Below are 23,248 nucleotides of genomic sequence, written 5' to 3'. Positions count from 1 at the left end.
GTTCTTTTGCGGCCTGTCGGGGAGCCGCGTCGAATTGGTGACCTTGTCAAAGGCCCGGCCGGAGACAAGCTTGAGATGAGGACCGGCGTCGGGGGACGCCGTGGCTGATGGTAAGTGCGTTCTGTTAACGTCCCCCGCGAGATGACGGAGTACCGATGAGCAAGTCCAGCAGCGGCGATTCGAAGAATACGCTCTACTGCTCCTTCTGCGGCAAGAGCCAGCACGAGGTCCGCAAGCTGATCGCCGGTCCGACGGTATTCATCTGCGATGAATGCGTCGAACTGTGCATGGATATCATTCGCGAGGAGAACAAGACGACCCTCGTCAAGTCCCGCGATGGGGTCCCGACGCCGCGCGACATCCACGCTGTCCTCGACGATTACGTGATCGGCCAGGATCATGCGAAGCGTGTCCTGTCGGTGGCCGTGCACAACCACTACAAGCGGCTCGCCCACGGCACCAAGCACAACGACGTCGAACTGGCGAAGTCGAACATCCTGCTGATCGGTCCGACCGGCTGCGGCAAGACGCTGCTGGCCCAGACGCTGGCGCGGATCATCGACGTCCCCTTCACCATGGCCGACGCCACGACGCTGACCGAGGCCGGCTATGTCGGCGAGGACGTCGAGAACATCATCCTGAAGCTGCTGCAGGCCGCCGACTACAATGTCGAGCGGGCGCAGCGCGGCATCGTCTACATCGACGAGGTCGACAAGATCAGCCGCAAGTCCGACAACCCGTCGATCACCCGCGACGTGTCGGGCGAGGGCGTGCAGCAGGCCCTGCTGAAGATCATGGAGGGCACCGTCGCCTCCGTGCCGCCGCAGGGCGGGCGCAAGCATCCGCAGCAGGAGTTCCTGCAGGTCGACACCAGCAACATCCTCTTCATCTGCGGCGGCGCCTTCGCCGGCCTGGACAAGATCATCGCCCAGCGCGGCAAGGGCACCTCGATCGGTTTCGGCGCCGACGTGCGCGGCCCGGACGAGCGCTCGACCGGGCAGATCCTGCGCGAGGTGGAGCCCGAGGATCTGCTGAAGTTCGGCCTGATCCCCGAGTTCATCGGCCGTCTGCCGGTCGTCGCCACGCTGGCCGACCTGGACGAGGCGGCGCTGGTCGAGATCCTGACCCGGCCGAAGAACGCGCTAGTGAAGCAGTACCAGCGCCTGTTCGAGATGGAGGATGTCCGGCTGGAATTCTCCGACGACGCGCTGCGGAACATCGCGCACAAGGCCATCCAGCGGAAGACCGGCGCGCGCGGCCTGCGGTCCATCATGGAATCCATCCTGCTCGACCCGATGTTCGAGCTGCCCGGCCTGACCGGCGTCGAGAGCATCCTGGTCAACAAGGAGGTGGTCGAGGGCCGCGCCAAGCCGCTCTACGTCCACGCCGACCGCCGGACCGAGGCGCCGGGGGCCTGATCCCCGGGTTCATCGGCCGGCAGCCGGCCTCCCGCGGGACTCGGAACCGCACAGCGGGCTATGCAAGACGGTAAAAAGGGCGCTTCGGCGCCCTTTTTCCTTGCCTGGAGACCCGAGTCTGCGGCGATCGGCCGCCCTGCGTGCCGTTTGCCGGCCGGATTGCCGGGCAGGCGGGGGCGAGGGGGCCGGAAGGGGCTGTTGCGGAGGCTTTGCCGGGGATTTTTTCGTGCCCCGGCGGTGAAACCGGGCGGTAGGGGGCGCTGCCCCTTGAAGGGGGATGGGGCGTGTGCCACGTTAGTCAGCGTGCCGTTTCCCCGCTCTGCCGCGCTCATCCTGAGGCGGTGGGTACCCCAGGCCCATCCCGGGCTGGCGGCGTTCTTTCTCAAGAGGCCCTGTCCATGTTCGAACTCCCCCGTGGTGCCCTCTACCCGGTCCTGCCGCTGCGCGACATCGTGGTGTTCCCCCACATGATCGTGCCGCTGTTCGTCGGGCGCGAGAAGTCCGTGCGCGCGCTGGAAGACGTGATGAAGGACGACAAGCAGATCCTGCTCGTCACCCAGAAGAACGCCGCGCAGGATGATCCGACTCCCGCCGACATCTACAGCGTCGGCACCGTCGGCACCGTATTGCAGCTCCTGAAGCTGCCGGACGGGACCGTCAAGGTGCTGGTCGAAGGCGGCCAGCGCGCGTCGATCACGAAGTTCGCCGAGAATGAGGAGTTCTTCCAGGCCTACGCCGAGCTGGTCGAGGAGAAGACCGGGGAGAACCAGGAGCTCGAGGCTCTGAGCCGCGCCGTCGTGTCGCAGTTCGAGCAGTACATCAAGCTCAACAAGAAGATCCCGCCGGAGGTGCTGGTCTCGATCAACCAGATCGAGGAAGCCGGCAAGCTGGCCGATACGGTCGCCTCTCACCTGGCGCTGAAGATTCCGGAGAAGCAGCAGCTTCTGGAATGCGCGACGGTGTCGGAGCGGCTGGAGCGGGTCTATGCCTTCATGGAGGGCGAGATCGGCGTCCTGCAGGTGGAAAAGCGCATCCGCAACCGCGTCAAGCGGCAGATGGAGAAGACCCAGCGCGAGTACTATCTGAACGAGCAGCTCAAGGCGATCCAGAAGGAGCTTGGCGAGACCGAGGACGGTCGCGACGAGGCCGCCGAGCTGGAGGAGAAGATCAACAAGACCCGCTTCTCCAAGGAGGCGCGCGAGAAGGCGCTGGCCGAGCTGAAGAAGCTGCGCTCCATGAGCCCGATGTCGGCCGAGGCGACCGTCGTGCGCAACTACCTGGACTGGATGCTCTCCATTCCGTGGAAGAAGCGCACCAAGGTGAAGCGCGACCTGAAGCTGGCCGAGAAGGTGCTGGACGCCGACCATTACGGCCTGGAGAAGGTCAAGGAGCGCATCCTCGAGTACCTTGCGGTGCAGAACCGCATGAACAAGGTCAAGGGTCCGATCCTCTGCCTGGTCGGTCCGCCCGGCGTCGGCAAGACCTCGCTCGGCAAGTCGATCGCCAAGGCTACCGGCCGCAACTTCGTCCGCATGTCGCTGGGCGGCGTGCGGGACGAGGCGGAGGTGCGCGGCCACCGGCGGACCTATATCGGCTCGATGCCCGGCAAGGTCATCCAGGGCATGAAGAAGGCGAAGTCGTCGAACCCGCTCTTCCTGCTGGACGAGATCGACAAGCTGGGGGCCGACTGGCGCGGCGATCCCTCCTCGGCCCTGCTGGAGGTGCTGGATCCCGAACAGAACTCGACCTTCAACGACCATTACCTGGAGGTCGACTACGACCTGTCGGACGTGATGTTCGTCTGCACGGCCAACACGATGCGCATGCCGCAGCCGCTGCTTGACCGCATGGAGATCATCCGCGTCGCCGGCTATACCGAGGACGAGAAGGTCGAGATCTCCAAGCGCCACCTGATCGAGAAGCAGATCGAGGCGAACGGCCTGAAGAAGGGCGAGTTCAGCATTTCCGACGACGCGTTGCGCGACCTGATCCGCTACTACACGCGGGAGGCCGGCGTGCGTTCGCTGGAGCGCGAGATCGCCAACCTCTGCCGCAAGGCCGTGAAGGAGATCCTGATGAAGGGCTCCGGCGGCAAGGTCACGGTCACCCGCCGCAACCTCGACAAATATGCCGGCGTCCGCCGCTTCCACTTCGGCGAGGCCGAGCTGGAGGATCTGGTGGGCGTCACCACCGGCCTCGCCTGGACCGAGGTCGGCGGCGAGCTGCTGTCGATCGAGGCGGTCAGCCTGCCCGGCAAGGGCAAGGTCACGACCACCGGCAAGCTGGGCGACGTGATGAAGGAATCGGTCCAGGCGGCCGAGAGCTACGTCAAGTCGCGCGCCGTCGCCTTCGGCATCAAGCCGACCCTGTTCGAGCGCAAGGACATCCACGTCCACGTGCCGGAAGGGGCGACCCCGAAGGACGGCCCGTCGGCCGGCGTCGCGATGGCGACCTCCATCGTGTCGGTCCTCACCGGCATCCCGGTCCGCAAGGACGTGGCGATGACCGGCGAGATCACGCTGCGCGGCCGTGTCCTGCCGATCGGCGGCCTGAAGGAGAAGCTGCTGGCGGCCCTGCGGGGCGGCATCAAGCATGTGCTGATCCCGAAGGACAACGAGAAGGACTTGGCCGACATCCCGGACAACGTGAAGCGCGGGCTGGAGATCCTTCCGGTCGGCACGGTGGACGAGGTGCTGAAGCACGCGCTGACCCGCGCGCTGGAGCCCATCGAGTGGACCGAACCCGAGGTCGAGGCGGCCGCCGCCAAGGCGCAGACCGACAAGGCGCAGCCTGAAAAGGGTGGGGAACTGGTCCGCCACTAAACGGCTTGATCCGGGGCTATCGCCCCGGATAGTTTTCCGCGGCCAAGCCGGCCCTGCGCAATTGACGGTCCGGCTTTGCTGCGTCTATGCTTCGCGGTCGAAAAGTCGTGGGGTGGCTTTCGATCGCTAGTATTTTGTCGAATTTGGAAGGGGGATTAAGTGAACAAGAATGATCTTGTGACGCACGTCGCCGATGCCTCGGGCTTGTCTAAGGCCGATGCAACCAAGGCGGTCGACGCTGTGTTCGAGGGCATCTCGGACTCGCTGAAGAAGGGAGACGAGGTTCGTCTGGTCGGTTTCGGCACCTTCGCCGTTGCCGAGCGCGCCGCCAGCGAGGGCCGCAACCCGCGCACCGGTGAAAAGATCACCATCCCGGCGTCCAAGCTGCCGAAGTTCAAGCCCGGCAAGACCCTGAAGGACGCCTTGAACTGATCCGCCCTTTCAGGGCATAGTGCGGCCGGCCGGACAGCCTGTCCGGCCGGTTTCATTTTTACGGCCGCCGTCCGCATCCGGGCGGTGCCGGCGGGCGATTAGCTCAGCGGTAGAGCGTCTCGTTTACACCGAGAATGTCGGGGGTTCGATCCCCTCATCGCCCACCATTTCCTTTGCCCACCATTTCCTTGGGACTACACCGCCGCCACCGCCGTTCTCTCCATCACCCAGTCGGCGATGCGCTCGGCGGCGGTCCGCCAGCCGGGCTCCAGCATGATCGTGTGGCCCATGCGTGGCAGGATCACCGGCTCGGCGCCGACCAGCCGGGCGGTCGCGCGCACCTGGTCGGGCGGGATCAGCAGGTCGCGCTCCGCCCCCATCACCAGGAAGGGGAAGCCGCGGGCCGGCAGGGGCGGGAAGGGGATCCAGCCGCCGATGTCCAGCAGAACCCGGCGCGACTCCTCCTGCAGCAACGGCTCGTAGCGGGCCGCCTCGGCCGGCGGGACGTCGTCGGAGAACATGGCCCGGCGGATCGCCTCCGGATCGATCGCCTTGCCGCCGAAGCTGCTCAGCATCGCCATCTGCTGAAACACGTAGGGATCGCGCCAGGCGAGGCCCAGGGTCGATTCCCACAGCCCGAAGGGCGGTGCGGAGGCCATCAGCACGGCGGCGGGAAAGCGGCGATGGATCGGGGCCCGCTGCACGATCATGCCGCCCATGGAATGTCCCACCAGAACCGGTGGCGCCGGGCAGCGGTCCGCCGCCTCCAGCACATCCTCGACATAGTCGGCGATGCCGAAACAGTCCAGCCGCTCCCGCCCCGCGCTCCGGCCATGGCCGCGCAGCGAGACGGCATAGCTGTCCCAGCCCTGGGCGCTGAACCAGGGAAGGAACGTCTCGTCCCAGATCCAGGCGCCGGAAAACGCGCCATGAACGAACAGAAGCGGCGCAGGCCGGGCCGGGCCCCGGTAACCGGGCGCCGGGGGGCGGTGGATGATTTCGAGCGTCTGCATGTCCGTCGGAATGATGGCGGGCGGGAAATGGCGGGCGGGCGCGATGTTGCGGTGCGAAAGAGAATGGAGCCCGGACGGGCGGCTGTCCACCCCGTCCGGACGCATGGCCGCCCGCCGATGCCCGGTTTGACGCGGCCGGCCGCCTTTGCCACAGTCGCCCCGGTCGTGACTGTGGAAGGCAGGAGGGGGCGGATGGCCGATGTGACGCTGGTGCTGGGCGGCGCCCGTTCGGGCAAGAGCCGCTATGCCGAGGGGCTGGTCTGCGCCCGGCCGGGGCGGCGGATCTATGTCGCCACCGCCCGCGTCTGGGACGAGGAGATGGCCGAGCGGGTGGCGCAGCACCGCCGCGACCGCGCCTGCGCCGGATGGGAGACGGTGGAGGAGCCGCTGGACCTCACCGGGGCGCTGCGCCGCCATGCCGCGGCCGATGCCGGCGTCCTGGTCGACTGCCTGACCCTGTGGCTGACCAACCTGATGATGGAGGAGTCCGGCCCCCATGCCGATGTCGAGGCGAGGGTTGCCGGGCTCGTCGCGGCGCTCGACGACCTGCCCGGACGAATCGTTCTGGTGTCCAACGAGGTCGGATTGGGTATCGTGCCCGACAACGCGCTCGCCCGGCGTTTCCGCGACCAGGCCGGGCGGCTTCACCAAGCCATCGCCGCGCGGGTTCCCCGCGTGGTTCTGACCGTCGCCGGCCTGCCGCTGGCGGTGAAAGGAGAGTTGCCGTGACCGACAGTCCACTCGTCCCGCCCGCGTCCGACTCCGGTTCCGAGCCTGACGAGGCCGCCCGGCGCCATGCCGAGAAGATGAAGCGCCGCAAGGCCCTGCAGGACCGCGTGATCGCCGGCAAGACCATCGAGAAGGGACTCCTGATGGTCAACACCGGCAACGGCAAGGGCAAGTCCACTGCCGCCTTCGGCCTGATCATGCGGGCGGTCGGCCACGGCATGCGCGTCGGCGTCGTCCAGTTCATCAAGGGCGCCTGGTCCACGGGAGAGATGGTGGCGCTGGAGCGCTTCGATGATCTGGTGGACTTCTACGCCATGGGTGAGGGCTTCACCTGGGAGACCCAGGACCGCGAGCGCGACGTCGCCGCCGCCCGCCGGGCCTGGGAGAAGGCGCAGGCGATGATGGCCGACCCGCGCTACCGCCTGATCGTGCTGGACGAGATGAACATCGCGCTGCGCATGGGCTACCTGCCGGTCGAGGAGGTGCTGCCGGTCCTCGCCGGCCGCCGGTCCGGCCTGCACGTCCTGGTCACCGGCCGCACGGCCAGGCCGGAGCTGGTCGCCGCCGCCGATCTGGTGACCGAGATGACCCTGGTGAAGCACCCGTTCGAGGCGGGGGTGAAGGCCCAGCCGGGGATCGAGTTCTGACCATGGCGGCCCCCTCCGGTGCGCCGCGCGCCATCATGTTCCAGGGGACCGGCTCCGACGTGGGCAAGTCCCTGCTGGTCGCCGGCTTCTGCCGGGCGCTGGTCCGGCGCGGGCTGACGGTGCGGCCCTTCAAGCCGCAGAACATGTCCAACAACGCGGCGGTGACGGCGGACGGCGGCGAGATCGGGCGGGCCCAGGCGCTCCAGGCACGGGCCTGCGGCGTCCGGCCGAGCGTCCACATGAACCCGGTCCTGCTGAAGCCGCAGTCCGACATCGGCTCGCAGATCGTCGTCCGCGGGCAGGTGGTCGGCACGGCCCGCGCCGCCGACTACCAGTCGCTGAAGCGCGGCCTGCTCGGCACCGTGCTGGAGAGCTTCGGGCGGCTGAAGGACGAAGCCGATATCGTGGTGGTGGAAGGGGCCGGCAGCCCGGCGGAGGTCAATCTGCGCGCCGGCGACATCGCCAACATGGGCTTCGCCACCGCCGCAGGGGTGCCCGTCGTGCTGGTCGGCGACATCGACCGCGGCGGCGTCATCGCCAGCGTGGTGGGAACGCACGCTCTCATCCCGGATGAGGAACGCCGGCTGGTGAAGGGCTTTCTCATCAACAAGTTCCGCGGCGACGTTCGCTTGTTCGATGAGGGGCTCCGCATCATGGAACGCCATACCGGCTGGGCGAGCTACGGCGTGGTTCCCTGGCTGGCGGAGGCCTCTCTCCTGCCGGCGGAGGACGCGGTGGCGCTCGACCGCCTGCGCGGGCGGGCCGGCGGCACGCTGCGCATCGCGGTGCCGATGCTGTCGCGCATCGCCAACTTCGACGATTTCGATCCGCTGGCGCAGGAACCGGCGGTGTCGCTGACCATGGTGCGCCCCGGCCAGCCCCTGCCGGCCGATGCCGACCTCGTGATCCTGCCCGGCACCAAGGCGACCATCGCCGACCTCGCCTTCCTGCGGGCGCAGGGCTGGGACATCGACCTGCTGGCCCACTGGCGGCGCGGCGGCCGGATCCTCGGCATCTGCGGCGGCTACCAGATGCTCGGCCGCATCGTCGCCGACCCCGAGGGCATCGAGGGGCCGCCGGGGGAGGCGCCGGGCCTCGGCCTCCTGGCGGTCGAAACCGTGCTGAAGGGTCCGAAGGTGCTGGAGGAGGCGACGGCAACCGAGACTTCGACCGGCGAGACGGTGGCCGGGTACGAGATGCATATGGGCCGGACCGAGGGGGAGGATCGCATCCGTCCCGTGCTGCGGCTGGCGGCCGGCGGCACCGACGGCGCCCGGTCGGCCGATGGCCGTGTGGCGGGCTGCTATCTCCATGGGCTGTTCGCCGCGGACGGGTTCCGCTCCGCCTTTCTCGCCGGGCTGGGGGCGGCGGGCGGCGGCGCCTCCTACGAGGCGACGGTGGAGTCGGCCCTCGACCGCATCGCCGAACGGCTGGAGCAGCATGCCGACATCGACGCCATGCTGGCGGCGGCGCGCTGAACGGCCGGCACGAACGGCCCGCACGAACGGCCCGCACGAACGGTTGATGGCGCGCCCTACAGCAGGATGGCCAGCAGCAGCGCCCCGGCGATCAGCACGAGGCAGGCACGGCGGTAGAGGAACAGGGCGCGCTTCACGTCCTCCACCGTCGCGGCGGTGCGGCCGGGGCCGAGCCAGACATCCTCGATCCGGGTCTTGCCATAGACCCGCGGCCCGCCGAGCCGCAGGTCGAGCGCCCCGGCCATCGCCGCCTCCGGCCAGCCGGCGTTGGGCGAGCGGTGGCGGCGGGCGTCGCGGCGCACGGAATTCCAGGCGTCGGCGGCGGACGCTCCTTCGGTGATCCGGGCGGCGGCGACGATCAGCAGGGCGGTCAGGCGCGAGCCCGGCAGGTTGACCAGATCGTCCAGCCGCGCCGCCGCCCAGCCGAAGGCCTCGTGCCGCGGCGTGCGGTGGCCGATCATGCTGTCGGCCGTGTTGATCGCCTTGTAGAGCGCCAGTCCCGGCAGCCCGCCGACCAGAAGCCAGAAGGCCGGCGCCACCACCCCGTCGGAGAAGTTCTCGGCCAGGCTTTCGATGGCGGCGCGGAACACCGCCGGCTCGTCCAGCGTCTCGGGATTGCGGCCGACGATCATCGATACCGCCTGGCGTGCCCCGGCCAGCCCGTCGCGGCGGAAGCCGTCGGCCACCGCGGCGACATGGTCGTAGAGGCTGCGCTGCGCCAGCAGGGTCGAGGCCAGCAGCGCCTCCCACAGCCAGCCGAACGGCAGGGCGCGGCACAGCCCGGCCACCGCGGAGGCCACGCCGCCGACCACCAGCAGCAGGACCGCCACGGCAAGCACGCCGTAGGCCTTGCGCCGGTCGAAGGACTCGCGCTCATCGTTCAGGGCGCGGTCGAGATGGCCGATCAGCGTGCCGATCCACACGACGGGATGGCGGATCCGGGCGTAGAGTGCGTCCGGATAGCCGGCGGCGGCCTCGATGGCCAAAGCGGCGGCGAGCAGGAACGGGTGGAACGGCACGGGCTGGGACATCCGCAGGACAGGGAGCGACAGGGGCGGGATGATGGCGCAAAGCGCAGGCGTGACCAAGGGCTTGGAGAAGGATCTTCTGCATGGCGGCGACCTCGACGGCGCGCGTGCCGCATTCCCCGGTGCGCCGGAGCCATGGATCGACCTGTCCACCGGCATCAACCCCTGGCCCTACCCGGTGCCGGAGATCCCGGCCGAGGCGTGGACCCGGCTTCCCGGCCGGGCTGCCGAACGCCGCCTGCGCGAGGCGGCGGCGGCCTGCTACGGCGCCCCGTCGCCGGACATGGTGGCGGCGGCTTCCGGCTCGCAGGCGCTGATCCAGCTTCTGCCGCGGCTGCGCGCGCCGGGACGGGTCGCCGTCCTGGCGCCGACCTATGGCGAGCACGCCGCCTGCTGGGCCGCCGCCGGCCACCGCGTCCAGGAGGTGGCCCGGCCGGACGGAACGGAGGCCGAGGTTCTGGTCGTCGTCAACCCGAACAACCCCGATGGGCGTCTGCTGCCGGCGGCCGATCTGCTGGCGCTCGCCGACCGGCAGGCCGCGCGCGGCGGCTGGCTGGTGGTGGACGAGGCCTTCGCCGATCCCGATCCGGCGGCCAGCGTCGCCGCGCAGGCCGGCCGGCCGGGGCTGGTGGTTCTGCGCTCCTTCGGGAAGTTCTTCGGGCTCGCCGGGCTTCGCCTGGGCATCGCGCTGGCGGCGCCGGAACTGGCGGCGGCGCTGCGGACGGCCATCGGTCCCTGGGCCGTCTCGGGTCCGGGGCTCGCCGTCGCGACCGCCGCGCTGTCCGACCCTGACTGGATCGCCGCGACGCGGAATCGCCTGAGGGATGCGGCCGAGCGGCTTGATCGCCTCCTGGTGGCGGCGGGGCTGGAGGTGGTCGGGGGAACGGCGCTCTATCGACTCGTTTGCACGCCAAACGCGTTTGCGCATTATACTGCGCTGGGCGCATCCGGGATCCTGGTCAGGAGGTTCGACTACCGGGCGGACTGGCTGCGGCTGGGACTTCCACCCGATGACGAGGCCATGCGGCGACTTGCCGCTGCATGCCGTGGAATGCTGGCGTAAACGGGACCGTCAGTGTATTCAACAACATGGACGAGGCCAACGGACCGGCATCCCGTAGCATGCTTTCCAGTAATCAGAGCTTTCTGGCAAGGAGGCTCGATCCTGTGAAATAATCTTTTGTGGGACACACCCGCCCATGTACGAAACGGGCAGTGCGGTGATGGTGGTGGAGGAACAGGGCGAGGAGGCGTGCATGATGGCCTGGGCGGCCTACGACGCCCTGCCGGCGCCGGTCTGCGCCCTGTCGCCGGACGGGCTGATCCTCTATGCCAACCGGGCGCTTTACGATCTGCTCGGCCAGCCCTCGGGCGTCCTGGCCGGCAGCCGCTTCACCCGCTTCGAGCCGCCCGGCGCAGCGGGGGAGGAGGGCGACGACACGCCGGGCCTGCGCCGCCTGCGCCGGACCGACGGCACCAGCCTGTGGGTGGTGGAGGCGGTCAGCACCGTTCCGGGGCCGGCCGGCCGGCCGGTGGAACTGCACGTCTTCACCGACGTCACCGCCCGCCGGCAGCGGGAGATGGAGCTGCGCCGCCACGTCGACGCCCAGCAGCGGCTGTTCGACCGGCTGCCGGTGCCCGTCTTCATCAAGGATCAGCGCGGCTGCTACGTCGCCTGCAATGCCGCCTTCGAGCAGTATACCGGCCTCTCCCGCACGGAGATCCTGAACAAGTCGAGCTTCGCGGTGATGAGTCCGCGCACCGCCAAGGCGCATGTCGCGCAGGACCGCCAGCTCTTCGCCCGCCAGGGCCAGACCAGCTACGAGGAGGCGGTTCCGCTTGCCGACGGCAGCACCCGCATGGTCTGCCTGACCAAGGCCTCGCTCGCCGACGAGGGCGGCGGCACCAACGGGATCGTCGGCGTCATCCACGATCTGGCCGAAGGGCTGCCCAACGAGGCGCGGCTGGAGGCGATCCTGGAGCAGAGCCCGGTCGGCGTCTCCGTCTCGCGGCGGGACGACGGCCGCATCGTCTTCGTCAACACGCGCTTCGCCGAACTGATCGGCCTGTCGCGGGAGCGGCTGATCGGCAGCCGGGCGCGCGACTACTATGTGGACGACCACCAGCGCGAGCGTGTGCTGGATCGGCTGCGCACCGCCAAGTCGGTCGTGAACATGGAGGTGCAGTTCCGCCGCGCCGACGGGTCGCCCTTCTGGACGCTGTTCACGGTGAACCAGGCGGTGATCCAGGGCGTGCCGGTCAACCTCGCCTGGATCTACGACTATACGGAGCGCCGCAACATGGAGGAGGCGCTGCGCGACATGGCGTCGCGCGACCCCCTCACCGGCATCTACAACCGGCGCTCCTTCATGGAGCTGGGGCGCCAGCAGCTTGCCCGCGCCCATCGCTTCTGCGAGCCGCTGGCGGTCTTCGTGCTCGACGTCGACCATTTCAAGCGGATCAACGACAGCTACGGCCACGCCACCGGCGACGACGCCCTGCGCATGGTGGCAGGCGGCTGCCAGACCATCCTGCGCGAGTACGACATCCTCGGACGCCTCGGCGGGGAGGAGTTCGTCGTCGTGCTTCCCGGCGCCACCGCCGACGAAAGCCGCGTCGTGGCGGAGCGGGTGCGCCGCCATATCGCCCGCCTGCCGATTCCCGGCCCCGGCGGCCCGCTCAACGTCACCTGCAGCATCGGCATCGCCGGCGTGGAAGGGGCGACCGACACGCTGGAAAAGGCGATCCACCGTGCCGACCTCGCCCTCTACCGCGCCAAGCGCGAGGGGCGGAACCGGGTGATCGTCTACGATCCGGGGATGTGAGGGGGCGGGCGGCGCCCGGCCGTCACCGCCCCTCCTCCAGCTCCACCACACCGACCACACGGTTCCCGTCGCCGAGATAGGTCAGCTCGGCGAAGCCGGCGAGGCGGGCCAGCGCGATGCCGCGCCCGTGGGCGGCGGTGTTCTGCGCCGGGTCGGCGGCCAGATAGTGCCGATGGTCGAAGCCGCCGCCCATGTCGGTGATGGTGATGGTCAGCCGCCGCTCGTCGCGCTCCACCTCCACGGTCACGAAGCGGTCGCGGTAGTCCGGGCTGGCGAGGCGGCGGTCGAGTTCCTCGGCATAGGCGTTGGCCGCGGCGCCCGGCGCCTTCAGCCGCCGCTTGGCCTCGAAGCCGATCCCCAGCGTGCCGTGCTCCACCGCGTTCAGCATCAGCTCGGTCAGGCCGAAGGTCAGGCCGCGCGCGGCCGGGGCGGCGGCCGACAGGGCGATGGCGAGATCGCGGGCTTCCTGCGGGGTGCGCAGCCGGAACCGCCCGCCGCGCATCAGCGCCATGGCGTCGGTGCGGCTGCGCACGTCGCCGCGCAGCGCCTTCAGCCGCCCGTGGTTCTCCACCGCCGCGCCGACGACCGAGCGCAGCAGGGTCCCGTCATAGGGCTTGGTCATGTAATGGAAGATGCCGGCGCGGATCGCGGCGGCGATCTCCGCCCCGCTGTCGGCGACCGACTGCACGATCACCGGCAGCTCGGCCAGATGGGGCAGGGCGCGCATCCGCGGCAACAGCTCCAGCCCGTCGCCGTCGGGAAGCCGGCGGTCGAGCAGAAGGACGCCGACCGGGCAGCCCGGCGCCGACAGGATGTCCCAGGCCGCCGCGATGCTCCCGGCCTCCAGCGTGCGGTAACCGAGACGGGCGAGATAGCCGCCGACGATGGCGCGCGTCATTTCCTCGTCATCGACCACCAGGGCGGTCACGGTCTCGGTCATGGCGGGGCGTCCCTCTCCGGGGCAGGCAATTTCCGGATCGGAACTTTGTAAAGAAGGTTAGAAAATTGCAATAGGTTTCGGTGCTGACATATTGTGTGTTTCTGCGACAGTTTACCGCGCGTCCGATCGGTTCTGCCGGATCAGGCCGGCATACCAGCGGGCCGACTCCTTCGGGACGCGCCGCTGGGTCGGATAGTCCACGCGCACGATGCCGAATCGCGTGCCGTAGCCGCCGCCCCATTCGAAATTGTCCAGCAGCGACCAGACGAAATAGCCGCGCACGTCGGCCCCCTCCTGGCGGGCGCGGGCCATCTCGCCGATGCAGGCGCGCAGATAGTCGATGCGGGCGCCGTCCCGGACCACTCCCCCGTCATCCGGCGCCTCCTCCGCCTTGGTGCCGAAGCCGTTCTCCGTCACATAGACCGGCAGGCGGTAGCGGCGGGTCAGCTCCAGCAGGGCGTCGCGGAAGGCGCTGGGATCATAGGGCCAGCCGACGTCGGTGCGCGGCATGTCGGCGGGCGGCGAGCCGAAGCCGAAGCCCCAGATCAACTCCGGATCGGCCCGGCCGTAGACCGGCGCATAATGGTTGAGGCCGAACCAGTCGAGCGGCCGGGCGATGCGCGCCATGTCGCCGGGCTGGACATGGGGCTCGATCGCCCTGGCGATCCGCGGCGGGTAGTGGCCGCGGATCTGCGGATCGGGGAAGGCCCAGTTCCAGTGTTCGTCGAACAGGGCGGCGGCCTCGACATCCTCCGGCCGGTCGGTCTCCGGCCGCATGGGCTGCACGCTGTGCACCGCCCGATGGAGGCCTGGGGGACCAGGGCGCGCAGCACGTCCACCCCGGCGCCATGGGCGAGGTTGACGTGGTGGATGACCTGCAGATGCACCGCCCGGTCGGCGATGCTCGGCGCGCCCCAGCCGAAGGCGTAGCCGAAGAGGGTGAAGACGGAGAACTCGTTGAAGGTGGCCCAGCGTTTGACGCGGTCGCCGTAGCGGCGGGCGCAGAGCGCGGCATAGTCGGCGAACCAGCCGGCGCTGTCGCGGCTGGCCCAGCCGCCGAGGTCGTGCAGGGCCTGCGGCAGGTCCCAATGGTAGAGACAGGCCCAGGGCTCGATGCCGGCCTCCAGCAGCCGGTCGATCAGCCGGTCGTAGAAGTCGAGGCCCTTGTCGTTCACCGCGCCGCGCCCGCGCGGCAGCAGCCGCGGCCACGAGATCGAGAAGCGGTAGGCCTGCAGCCCGAGGTCCCGCATCAGCGCGACGTCCTCGGCATAGCGGTGGTAATGGTCGCAGGCGACGTCCGCGGTGTCGCCGTTGTCGACCCGTCCCTTCAGCTTGCAGAAGCTGTCCCAGATGCTGGGGCCGCGCCCGTCCTCCGTCGCCGCCCCCTCGATCTGGAAGGCGGAGGTGGAGGCTCCCCACAGGAAGCCGGCGGGGAAGGGGCCGGGAAAGGACCCGGGAAGGGACGACGTCATGGCAGGCCGCTCCGCAGCAGGGTTCGGACGCCCCATTATGCCCATTCCACAGGCACTCTGCCAAAGGTAGTATACGCGAAAACGTCCGCCCACCCGGTCTCCCGCCCGACCTCCTGGAGGAAGCATGTCCGCCACGCCGCCCCCCTATCCGCAGGGTTTCGTCTGGGGGGTGTCCACCTCCGCCTACCAGATCGAGGGCGCCGCCGCCGAGGATGGCCGCGGTCCCAGCATCTGGGACACCCGCTGCCGCACCGCCGGCGGGGTGGTCAACGGCGATACCGGCGACGTCGCCTGCGACCATTACCACCGCTATGCCGAGGACATCGCCCTGATGAAGGGCATGGGGGTGGGGGCCTACCGCTTCTCGCTGTCCTGGCCGCGCATCCTGCCGCGCGGACGCGGCGCGGTGAACGACAAGGGCCTCGACTTCTACGACCGGCTGATCGACCGGCTGCTGGAGGCCGGCATCGAGCCCTGGGCCTGTCTCTACCATTGGGACCTGCCGCAGGCCCTGCACGACCTCGGCGGCTGGGCCAGCCGCGACAGCGCCGGCTGGTTCGCCGACTACGCCGCGCTCTGCGCCCGCCGCTACGGCGACCGCGTCAAGCGCTGGGCCACCTTCAACGAGTTCTCCGTCTTCACCCTCTTCGGCTATGCGATCCCCTGGGCGGCGCCCGGCATCACCGACCGGGTGCAGCATCTGCGCGCCATCCACCACGTCAACCTCGCCCACGGCGCCGGGGTGGACGTGCTGCGCGCCCTGGTCCCCCAGGCCTCGATCGGCGCCATCCACAACCGTCAGGTCGTGGTGCCGGAAACCGACACGCCGGAGAACCGCGAGGCCGCCGCCCTGCTGGACGAGCACTGGAACCTCGTCTTCCCCGATCCGCAGATCCGCGGCCACTACCCGCCGCGCACCGCCGAGGCGATCGAGCCCCATGTCCAGCCCGGCGACATGGCGCGCATCGCCCGGCCGGTGGACTGGTTCGGCCTCAACCATTACGGCCCGATCTTCGCGAAGACCGAGCCGGAGCGCACCTGGGGCTATGGCTGGGGCAATGCGCCGGCCGCCGCGGCCAACAGCGAGGCCTCGCGCGCCGTCGGCTGGGCGATCTTCCCCGACGCCTTCCGGGAGGAGCTGCTGACCATCTCCCGCCGCTACCGGCTGCCCATCGTGGTGACGGAGAACGGCTGCGGCGGCAGCGACGCGCCGGACGCCGGCGGCGCGGTCGACGATCCCCACCGCATCGCCTACCTCAAGACCTACAACGCGGCGATGCGCGACGCGATGGCGCTGGGGGCCGACGTGCGCGGCTATTTCGTCTGGTCGCTGCTCGACAACTTCGAATGGGGCAACGGCTACGGCCAGCGTTTCGGCCTCGTCCATGTCGACTTCAAGACGCTGAAGCGCACGCCGAAGGCCTCGTCGCGCTGGTATGCCGACCTGATCCGGCAGGCGCGGGCCGGGGGCGCGTAGCGCACGCCCCGGCGGGGCCGGGCCTCAGATCTCCACCTGGGTGCCCAGCTCCACCACGCGCCCCGGCGGGATGCAGAAGAACTCGGTCGCCGACAGGGCGGTCTTGGACATCAGGATGAACATAGGCTCGCGCCAGCCGGGCAAGCCGCGGCGCCTGGACGGGATCAGCGTCTCGCGTCCCAGGAAGAAGGACGTGTCCATCAGGTCGAGATGCAGGCCGAAGCGGCGGCAGGACTCCAGCGCGCGCGGGATGTTCGGCTGCTCCAGGTAGCCGAAGTGGAGCACCACGCGCCAGAAGCCCTTGCCCAGCTTGTCCACCTCCATGGTGCGGTCGTCGCTGATGCGCGGCACCTCCTCGATGTTCACCGTCACCATGACGACGCGCTCGTGCAGCACGCGGTTGTGCTTGATGTTGTGCAGCATGGCGTGCGGCACGAGGTCGGAGCGGCCGGTCATGAACACCGCGGTGCCGGCGACGCGCTGGGGCGACTGCGGCGTGATGCGGCTGAGGAACAGCTCCATGGGCAGGGCGTCGGAATAGAGCCGGTCGGTCAGCAGCTTGCGGCCGTGGCGCCACGTCGTCATCAGCAGGTAGACGCCGAAGGCGATGGCCAGCGGGAACCAGCCGCCCTGCGGCACCTTGGTCAGGGTGGCGCCGAACAGGATCAGGTCGATCGCCAGGAACCCGGTGAAGGCGACGATCACCAGCAGCGGGTTCCAGCGCCACAGGCGCCACGCGACCACCGCCGCCAGGATGGCGTCGATCGCCATCGCGCCGGTCACCGACACGCCGTAGGCCGCGGCGAGGTTGCTGGAGGATCCGAAGCCGATCACCAGGATCACCACGCCGACCAGCAGGATCCAGTTGTTGCGCGGGATGTAGACCTGCCCGATCTCGTGCTCCGACGTGTGCCGGATCTCGCGCCGGGGCAGATAGCCGAGCTGCACCGCCTGCCGCGTCAGGGAGAAGGCGCCGGAGATCACCGCCTGGCTGGCGATCACCGTCGCCGCCGTCGCCAGCACCACCAGGGGAAGCTGCGCCCAGTCCGGCGCCAGATGGTAGAAGGGGTTCTCCAGCGCCTCCGGCTCATGCAGCAGCAGGCTGCCCTGGCCGAAGTAGTTCAGCAGCAGGGCCGGCAGCACCATGTACATCCAGGCCAGCCGGATCGGGCGCCGGCCGAAATGCCCCATGTCGGCATAGAGCGCCTCGGCGCCGGTCACCGCCAGCACCACCGCGCCCAGCGCGACGAAGGCCAGCAGCGCGTTGGCCTGGAACAGGGCGATGGCGTAGGTCGGGCTCACCGCCCGCAGCACGTCCGGCGCATGCACGATCTGGATCAGGCCGAGGATGGCGAGGACGGAGAACCACAGCCCCATCACCGGGCCGAAGAAGATGCCGACCCGCCCGGTGCCCTGCCGCTGGAAGACGAACAGCAGAACGATGACGGCCAGCGTCAGCGGGACGATGAAGGGCTCCAGCCGCGGCGCCACCACCTTCAGGCCTTCGACCGCGCTCAGCACCGAGATGGCGGGGGTGATCAGGCTGTCGCCGTAGAACAGCGCCATGCCCAGGATGGCGAGGCTGACCAGGATGCGGTTGCTGCGCTTCTGGCCGAGCCCGCGATGGGCCAGCGAGCCCAGGGCGAGAACGCCGCCTTCGCCGCGGTTGTCGGCCCGCATGATGACCATCACGTATTTGACCGTCACCACCAGGATCAGCGCCCAGAACACCAGCGACAGGATGCCCAGCACCGTCGCCTCGGTCAGAGGCAGTCCGGCTTCGCCGAACGCCTCGCGCAGGGTGTAGAGCGGGCTGGTGCCGATGTCGCCATAGACGACGCCCAGCGCCCCCAGCACCAGTGCCGGCAGCCTGTTCGATCCCGATCCGTGGTCAGCCGGCTCCTGCTGGCCGTTCGTCGGGGTGTCGGCGGCCGGGGTGTCGGTGGCCGGGGTGTCGGTTGACGGCCCATCGGCGCCCGGCCCGTCGGCGGCCGGTATCCCGGCGGCCTGCGCCGTCGCGCCCGGATCCTGGCCCGCCCGACCCCGGTCGGTCTGGGCCGGATCGGGCTGGCCGGTCGGTCCGGACCCCGGTTGGCTATCGGTGCTCATCTGCGGTCCTGCTCTTCGATTATCCGACTGGCCTACCCAGCCGGGCCCTGCCGCGGCACACCACCGCAGCAGCGGCGGCGTCCCCGCTTGGCCCGTCATTACATCAAATACAGCGGTACGCAACATATGGAAGCGACCGCCGCTGCAACTCGGTCGCATTCCGTACGATTGTCGAACGGAGTACCGGCTCCGGCTCCGGGGGCCGCGATCCGTCGCGCATCATGGAACGTATGAGGGAGACAAAACGAACGTAAGCTGAACATTGAGCTTGATGTTCGGTATCTGTTCCGGTATCTGTCGGTGCATCGGGCAGTACCGGCAGGGGCCGGCAGCCCATCGACCGGCCGGCCGGGACATGTCCAGACGGTCCGCGGCGGCAGAACAGAAGGGGAGGGTGCCATGTCGGCTCTGGCGTTCCTGCGCGAGTTCGTGACGTTCAGCGCGCTGATGGTGGCGCTCTACGGCTGGACCATGGTCGGCTGACGGTCCGCCTCCGGATGGGGCGGCGGCCTTCGACGCGGCGCCGCCGTCCGTCCCCCTCCGTTCGCGGAGGCTCCGTTTTCGCCGAAAGGGGCCTCCGTACGGGCAGTGCTGCGTCGGTATGATATCCGGAATCCCAGCGCAATCCGGCACTCCCATCGCTTACATCCGGGGTGCGCGTCTCGCCCGGAGTAGAATCGCAAGACTCCGGACACAGGCGACGCCGTCAACGCGGACAGCTCGGGGTACGGCAGGAATGCGGAATTTCTTTCGGAAGCGGCGGTCGGCCGCCGGTGCGGACGAGCGGGTGTCGATGGCGGGAGGGGTGACCGGCAACGCCCCGGGCGGCATCCCCGGCAACGCTCCGGCCGATGCCGCGGGCTTCGGCGGGTTCGCCGGGCCGGGCATGCAGCCTGCCGGGAGACCTGCCGGCCAGCCGCATCTGCGTTCCGTCGGCGGGCCGGCGGAGATCGCCGGTCTCGGCATGACGGGGCCGGGTGGACAGGGGCCGGGTGGGCAGGGGCTGGGCGGGCACGGCGGGGGCGACCCGGCGCCGATGCGCGGACCGGACATCCTGCGCCCCGACGCGACCAGCGATCGCCGCAGCCGCATGTTCCCGCCTCCGGGCGGCGCCCAGGGCGCGGCCGGCGACGACGGCGGGGCGGAACTGCCGCGCTTCACCATGTCGGTCAACGGCGCCCTGCGCGGCCCGGGTGCCGTCGGCGCGCCGGCGATGCTGAAGGGGCTGACGCCGGAGCTGAACGGCCTTCTGCGCGAGGCCTTCACGCCGACGCGGCCGAAGCAGCAGCTCAACTCCCTCTTCATCGGCCGCACCGACACGCTGCGCCGCATCATCTCGGCCATCGAGGAGGAGCGGGCGCACGTCATCCTCTTCGGCGACCGCGGCCGGGGCAAGACCTCCGTCGCCAACGCCATCGAGAAGATCGCCGGCCAGGCCGGCTACCTCGCCCTGAAGCTGACCTGCAGCGGCGAGCTGAGCTTCGAGGACATCTTCCGTCATTTCCTGAAGAAGATCCCGTCGACCTACTACCGCTCGGCCCACGACAACCCCTTCGCGGCGCGCCGCAGCTTCGCCAACTTCAACGAGCTTCTGCCGGAAGGCGGCTTCAGCGTCACCGAACTGAACGAGATCCTCTCGGGCATCCATGCCACCCATGTCCTGCTGATCCTCGACGAGTACGACCGCGTCACCGACGAGGACTTCCGCAACAAGCTGGCGGAGCTGTTCAAGAACCTGTCCGACAGCGCGGCGCCGGTGACCATGCTGGTGGTCGGCGTGGCGGAGAACCTGGACCAGCTCCTCGGCAAGCATCCGTCGATCCAGCGTTCGCTGGTGCCGGTCCATCTGCCGCTGATGACCGACCAGGAGATCGGCCGGCTGATCCAGGCCGGGGCGGAGAATGCCGGCATCAGCTTCGCTCCCGACGTCATGCAGCGCATCGCCGAGTTCGTGCGCGGGCTGCCCTACTATGCCCAGCTCCTCTGCCTGCACGCGGCGCGCAGCGCCGTCAGCCGCGGCAGCAACGTGGTGGAGCAGGAGGATCTGGCCTATGCGGTCGCCCGCTGCCTGCAGGAGGCGGAGCGGGGCATCGTCGACGGCTATGCCCGCGCGCTGGCCGGCGACCGGCGCCTGGAGTTGGAGGACATGCTGCTGTCCTGCGCGCTCTGCCCGACCGACTCCTACGGCACCTTCGATCCGGAGGATCTGGAGACGGCGGGACCGGTGACGAGCGACCTTCTGGAACGCCTGACGCGGGAGGATCACGGCGCCGTCCTGGCGGCGGTGGTGGAACCGGGCCGCACCCGTTACCGCTTCCGTAACCAGATGATGCGCCAATATGTCCTTATGCGTCAGGCGCACGAGCGCGGGCAGATCTGATCCATCCCGGCCCTGCCGGCGCTCGAAGGCCCTTCGCCGTCGCCCGGGGAAGGGCCTTTTCTTTGTGCGCCCAGCATTAGCGCGTTCTTGAGGGTGTAAGTCCCTCCGTAAGCTGGTCACGGCGAACGAAGAGAAGCGCAACTGCGGAAGGGCAACCGACCGTGGGAAGGAAGCGTGGATCGCAGCTGCGGGCCGATGAACAAGAACCGGATATGAGGCGGTGCCGACCAGGGCGAGCGGGCATGGAACCGCGAAGCTCTTGTGACCAAGGGTCGGTGGCGTAAATCCGGCGGTCGTGCAGCGAAGGAACGCGTTCTTACCTGGGGAGATCCCGCCTTGCGCCTGAAAGGGCGACGGCGTCGAGCCGGAGCGGGAAGTCAGCAGAGGCCATAGTAGGCGAGGCGCGAGCCGGACCGAAGGGCCGAACGAGGGAGAATGGAGTCCACCCGACGATGCGTGAGGCCATGCGTCAGATGCCGGAGCGATCCGGGAGGCGGGAGAGGAGGACGGGTGAAGCCCGTCCGGAGGCCCGTCTTGACGAAGCCGAGCGCCCGCGCCGGGACACGGACGCCATGGGGCCGGGGCTGCTGGATGCGGTCCTGGCGCGAGAGAACCTTCTGCGAGCGTTGAGGAAGGTGCGGGCCAACGGGGGTGCAGCGGGAGTGGACGGCCTGGACATCGACCAGACCGCCGCACTGCTGAAGAGCCGCTGGCCGGCGATCCGCGACAGCCTGCGGGAGGGGACGTACCGGCCGCAGCCGGTGCGTCGCGTGATGATCCCGAAACCTGGGGGTGGCGAGCGCGCACTCGGCATTCCCCGGTGACGGACCGCCTGATCCAACAGGCGATGCTGCAAGTTCTCCAGCCGATCCTCGATCCCGGCTTCAGCGACCACAGTTACGGCTTCCGTCCCGGCCGGAGTGCGCACGACGCCGTCCTTGCGGCGCAAAGCTTCGTGCAGTCCGGCCGGCGGATCGTCGTGGATGTGGACCTGGAGAAGTTCTTCGACCGGATCGACCATGACCTTCCGATCGACCGTCTGTCCAAGAGGGTCCCGGACCCGGCCATCATCCGGCTGGTGCGGGCCTACCTGGATGCCGGCGTCATGGAGGACGATGGGGCGGTCGCACGGCGTCGGACGGGTTCCCCGCAAGGGGGACCGCTGTCGCCGCTGCTGGCCAATCTGATCCTGGACGAGGTGGACAAGGAACTGGAACGCCGGGGCCATGCCTTCTGCCGCTACGCCGACGACTGCAACGTCCATGTGCGGTCGCGTCGGGCGGGAGAGCGGGTGATGGCCCTGCTGCGGCGCCTCCATGGCCGGTTGCACCTGACGGTGAACGAAGCCAAGAGCGCCGTGGCCCCCGTCTTCGGCCGCAAATTCCTCGGCTATGCCTTCTGGGCCGGACCGAAGGGAGAGGTCAGGCGGAGGGTCGCCGACAAGGCGATCACGGCGTTCAAGGACCACATCCGCGACCTGACGCCCCGGCTGACGGGACGGTCGATGGCCGCGGTGGTGGCGAGGCTGCGCGATTTCCTGCTGGGCTGGAAAGCCTACTTCCGACTGGCGCAAACTCCAAAGGTCCGGCGAACGCTGGACGAATGGATACGCCACCGGCTGCGGGCCATTCAGCTCAAGCAGTGGAAGCGGGGGAAGACCATCTTCCGGGAACTGACGGCCAGAGGGGCCAAGCCCGCCGTCGCCCAACGAATCGCGGCCAATGGCCGACGCTGGTGGGGCAACAGCGGCAAGCTTCTCAATGCAGTCCTCACCATCAAATGGGCAGACCAACTCGGACTGCCCAGGCTCGCATGACCTCAATCCCCCGAACCGCCCGGTGCGGACCCGCATGCCGGGTGGTGTGGCAGGGGTGCGACCTTCTCGGGTCGCACCCTATGCCGATTGCGCCTCAGTCTGTGCGCGTGAGCTTGCGCCCGCGCGGCGCCGGCCGCCGCGGCTCAGCGGGTGTCGAGCGCGATGGCCGCCGCGACCGTCCCGGCGATCGCTCCGCACAGCACGGCCAGGACGGCGAGGCTGCGCAGGAACTGCCGCATCTCCCCCTGCTTCCACGCGCTGCGCGCCAGCAGCAGGAGATAGGCCAGCATCGCCGCCCCGGTGATCTGCAACGTGCTCATGGTCCCTCCCGCCCGTTCCGGCCGACACCAGATAGGAACGGCGCCTCCCGCTTTTCCAGGGGGAGGGAACATCGGCGTGCCGCCGGATATACGGAAAAAGGCCTATGACGCCACCCGCGGCGGCCCTCCCGGCCTCTCCATCCGGCCCAATGGCGGACGGTTGGGCAGATCATGCTGCGGCGCACAAAAGACCGCTGGATTATGGTGCCACACAATCCGCGTGCACACTCTGTGACATTATTTCGCCGCAGGCGCGTCAGGGGTTCCAAATTGGTGGTGGTTAACATAGAAGTTAATCCCACCGGACAAAGCAAAAGAGTGCATTAATTGATCCCGAGGATC

At 69.3% G+C, this 23,248-nt stretch carries 18 protein-coding genes, 1 tRNA gene and 1 pseudogene; 14 read left to right on the top strand and 6 right to left on the bottom strand.

Translation table 11 applies throughout. From position 1 onward, the window contains the following. Nucleotides 1-155: 155 nt before the first annotated feature. From clpX to DEW08_RS13985, 4 genes are all read left to right on the top strand, one after another. Nucleotides 156-1,418, top strand: coding sequence for an ATP-dependent Clp protease ATP-binding subunit ClpX (clpX, locus tag DEW08_RS14000; RefSeq protein ID WP_109328058.1), 1,263 nt, complete (start codon nt 156-158; stop codon nt 1,416-1,418). A gap of 398 nt (nt 1,419-1,816) precedes the next feature. Further along, nucleotides 1,817-4,240, top strand: a complete 2,424-nt coding sequence (gene lon / locus DEW08_RS13995) for an endopeptidase La (protein WP_109328056.1) — start codon at nt 1,817-1,819, stop codon at nt 4,238-4,240. A gap of 159 nt (nt 4,241-4,399) precedes the next feature. Next, complete coding sequence (locus DEW08_RS13990; protein ID WP_109328054.1) at nt 4,400-4,672, top strand: HU family DNA-binding protein; 273 nt, start codon at nt 4,400-4,402, stop codon at nt 4,670-4,672. A gap of 92 nt (nt 4,673-4,764) precedes the next feature. Beyond that, a tRNA-Val gene (locus DEW08_RS13985) sits at nt 4,765-4,839 on the top strand. Nucleotides 4,840-4,866: 27 nt separating this feature from the next. Here the strand turns inward: DEW08_RS13985 and DEW08_RS13980 are convergent. Further along, nucleotides 4,867-5,685 (bottom strand): alpha/beta hydrolase, encoded by an 819-nt coding sequence (locus DEW08_RS13980; protein WP_109329859.1) that lies wholly within the window; start codon nt 5,683-5,685, stop codon nt 4,867-4,869. A 192-nt stretch (nt 5,686-5,877) separates the two neighbouring features. Between DEW08_RS13980 and cobU the strand changes: the two genes are divergently transcribed. The 3 genes from cobU to DEW08_RS13965 are packed head-to-tail and all read left to right on the top strand — an operon-like array spanning nt 5,878 to nt 8,539. After that, entirely contained in the window at nt 5,878-6,414 is a 537-nt protein-coding gene (cobU, locus tag DEW08_RS13975; protein ID WP_109328052.1) for a bifunctional adenosylcobinamide kinase/adenosylcobinamide-phosphate guanylyltransferase, read from the top strand. After that, on the top strand, nt 6,411-7,061 hold the full coding sequence (gene cobO / locus DEW08_RS13970) for a cob(I)yrinic acid a,c-diamide adenosyltransferase (RefSeq protein ID WP_109328050.1): 651 nt from the start codon (nt 6,411-6,413) through the stop codon (nt 7,059-7,061). The genes cobU and cobO overlap by 4 nt, the downstream gene beginning before the upstream one ends. Before the next feature lie 2 nt (nt 7,062-7,063). Beyond that, complete coding sequence (locus DEW08_RS13965; protein ID WP_109328048.1) at nt 7,064-8,539, top strand: cobyric acid synthase; 1,476 nt, start codon at nt 7,064-7,066, stop codon at nt 8,537-8,539. 56 nt (nt 8,540-8,595) lie between these two features. On the opposite strand, the gene cbiB is transcribed toward DEW08_RS13965, so the two are convergent. After that, complete coding sequence (gene cbiB / locus DEW08_RS13960) at nt 8,596-9,558, bottom strand: adenosylcobinamide-phosphate synthase CbiB (RefSeq protein WP_211107137.1); 963 nt, start codon at nt 9,556-9,558, stop codon at nt 8,596-8,598. 61 nt (nt 9,559-9,619) lie between these two features. Here cbiB and cobD point away from each other — a divergent pair, with 61 nt between their 5' ends. Together cobD and DEW08_RS13950 are read left to right on the top strand one after the other, a co-directional pair. After that, complete coding sequence (gene cobD / locus DEW08_RS13955) at nt 9,620-10,630, top strand: threonine-phosphate decarboxylase CobD (protein ID WP_342760736.1); 1,011 nt, start codon at nt 9,620-9,622, stop codon at nt 10,628-10,630. A gap of 136 nt (nt 10,631-10,766) precedes the next feature. Then, nucleotides 10,767-12,392, top strand: coding sequence for a sensor domain-containing diguanylate cyclase (locus tag DEW08_RS13950; protein WP_245986249.1), 1,626 nt, complete (start codon nt 10,767-10,769; stop codon nt 12,390-12,392). A gap of 22 nt (nt 12,393-12,414) precedes the next feature. Here DEW08_RS13950 and DEW08_RS13945 read toward each other — a convergent pair whose 3' ends face one another. Both DEW08_RS13945 and DEW08_RS13940 read right to left on the bottom strand, forming a co-directional pair. Next, on the bottom strand, nt 12,415-13,332 hold the full coding sequence (locus DEW08_RS13945; protein ID WP_109328042.1) for a response regulator: 918 nt from the start codon (nt 13,330-13,332) through the stop codon (nt 12,415-12,417). Nucleotides 13,333-13,443: 111 nt separating this feature from the next. Then, a pseudogene (locus DEW08_RS13940) lies at nt 13,444-14,804 on the bottom strand (GH1 family beta-glucosidase). Nucleotides 14,805-14,928: 124 nt separating this feature from the next. On the opposite strand from DEW08_RS13940, the gene DEW08_RS13935 reads away from it, so the two are divergent. After that, complete coding sequence (locus DEW08_RS13935; protein ID WP_109328040.1) at nt 14,929-16,281, top strand: GH1 family beta-glucosidase; 1,353 nt, start codon at nt 14,929-14,931, stop codon at nt 16,279-16,281. Nucleotides 16,282-16,305: 24 nt separating this feature from the next. On the opposite strand, the gene DEW08_RS13930 is transcribed toward DEW08_RS13935, so the two are convergent. Continuing rightward, nucleotides 16,306-18,390 carry a potassium transporter Kup gene (locus DEW08_RS13930; protein WP_245986248.1) on the bottom strand — a complete coding sequence of 695 codons (2,085 nt, stop codon included), beginning with the start codon at nt 18,388-18,390 and terminating at the stop codon, nt 16,306-16,308. Between the two features lie 300 nt (nt 18,391-18,690). On the opposite strand from DEW08_RS13930, the gene DEW08_RS30745 reads away from it, so the two are divergent. From DEW08_RS30745 to DEW08_RS13915, 4 genes are all read left to right on the top strand, one after another. Next, the gene (locus DEW08_RS30745) at nt 18,691-18,873 is read left to right on the top strand and encodes a hypothetical protein (RefSeq protein WP_146214689.1); all 183 of its coding nucleotides are present in this window, start codon (nt 18,691-18,693) and stop codon (nt 18,871-18,873) included. A gap of 253 nt (nt 18,874-19,126) precedes the next feature. Further along, complete coding sequence (locus DEW08_RS13925) at nt 19,127-20,770, top strand: ATP-binding protein (RefSeq protein WP_245986247.1); 1,644 nt, start codon at nt 19,127-19,129, stop codon at nt 20,768-20,770. 662 nt (nt 20,771-21,432) lie between these two features. Next, nucleotides 21,433-21,594 carry a hypothetical protein gene (locus DEW08_RS31700; RefSeq protein ID WP_211107135.1) on the top strand — a complete coding sequence of 54 codons (162 nt, stop codon included), beginning with the start codon at nt 21,433-21,435 and terminating at the stop codon, nt 21,592-21,594. Continuing rightward, complete coding sequence (locus tag DEW08_RS13915; RefSeq protein ID WP_211107133.1) at nt 21,591-22,586, top strand: group II intron reverse transcriptase/maturase; 996 nt, start codon at nt 21,591-21,593, stop codon at nt 22,584-22,586. Before DEW08_RS31700 ends, DEW08_RS13915 begins: the two co-directional genes overlap by 4 nt. A 143-nt stretch (nt 22,587-22,729) precedes the next feature. Here the strand turns inward: DEW08_RS13915 and DEW08_RS31200 are convergent, their stop codons facing one another. Further along, nucleotides 22,730-22,906 (bottom strand): hypothetical protein, encoded by a 177-nt coding sequence (locus DEW08_RS31200; RefSeq protein WP_168220363.1) that lies wholly within the window; start codon nt 22,904-22,906, stop codon nt 22,730-22,732. Between the last annotated feature and the right edge of the window lie 342 nt (nt 22,907-23,248).

Source organism: Azospirillum thermophilum (assembly GCF_003130795.1).
In the GTDB taxonomy this organism is placed as follows: domain Bacteria; phylum Pseudomonadota; class Alphaproteobacteria; order Azospirillales; family Azospirillaceae; genus Azospirillum; species Azospirillum thermophilum.
This window is presented reverse-complemented; position numbering and strand designations above follow the sequence as displayed.

Coding starts and splice junctions, on each gene's coding strand:
- clpX (WP_109328058.1), top strand. CDS start 156: ATGAGCAAGTCCAGCAGCGGCGATTCGAAGAATACGCTCTACTGCTCC.
- cobU (WP_109328052.1), top strand. CDS start 5,878: ATGGCCGATGTGACGCTGGTGCTGGGCGGCGCCCGTTCGGGCAAGAGC.
- DEW08_RS31200 (WP_168220363.1), bottom strand. CDS start 22,906: ATGAGCACGTTGCAGATCACCGGGGCGGCGATGCTGGCCTATCTCCTG.
- DEW08_RS13925 (WP_245986247.1), top strand. CDS start 19,127: ATGCGGAATTTCTTTCGGAAGCGGCGGTCGGCCGCCGGTGCGGACGAG.
- DEW08_RS13945 (WP_109328042.1), bottom strand. CDS start 13,332: ATGACCGAGACCGTGACCGCCCTGGTGGTCGATGACGAGGAAATGACG.
- DEW08_RS13980 (WP_109329859.1), bottom strand. CDS start 5,685: ATGCAGACGCTCGAAATCATCCACCGCCCCCCGGCGCCCGGTTACCGG.
- DEW08_RS13950 (WP_245986249.1), top strand. CDS start 10,767: ATGTACGAAACGGGCAGTGCGGTGATGGTGGTGGAGGAACAGGGCGAG.
- DEW08_RS13930 (WP_245986248.1), bottom strand. CDS start 18,390: ATGAGCACCGATAGCCAACCGGGGTCCGGACCGACCGGCCAGCCCGAT.
- DEW08_RS13965 (WP_109328048.1), top strand. CDS start 7,064: ATGGCGGCCCCCTCCGGTGCGCCGCGCGCCATCATGTTCCAGGGGACC.
- DEW08_RS13935 (WP_109328040.1), top strand. CDS start 14,929: ATGTCCGCCACGCCGCCCCCCTATCCGCAGGGTTTCGTCTGGGGGGTG.
- lon (WP_109328056.1), top strand. CDS start 1,817: ATGTTCGAACTCCCCCGTGGTGCCCTCTACCCGGTCCTGCCGCTGCGC.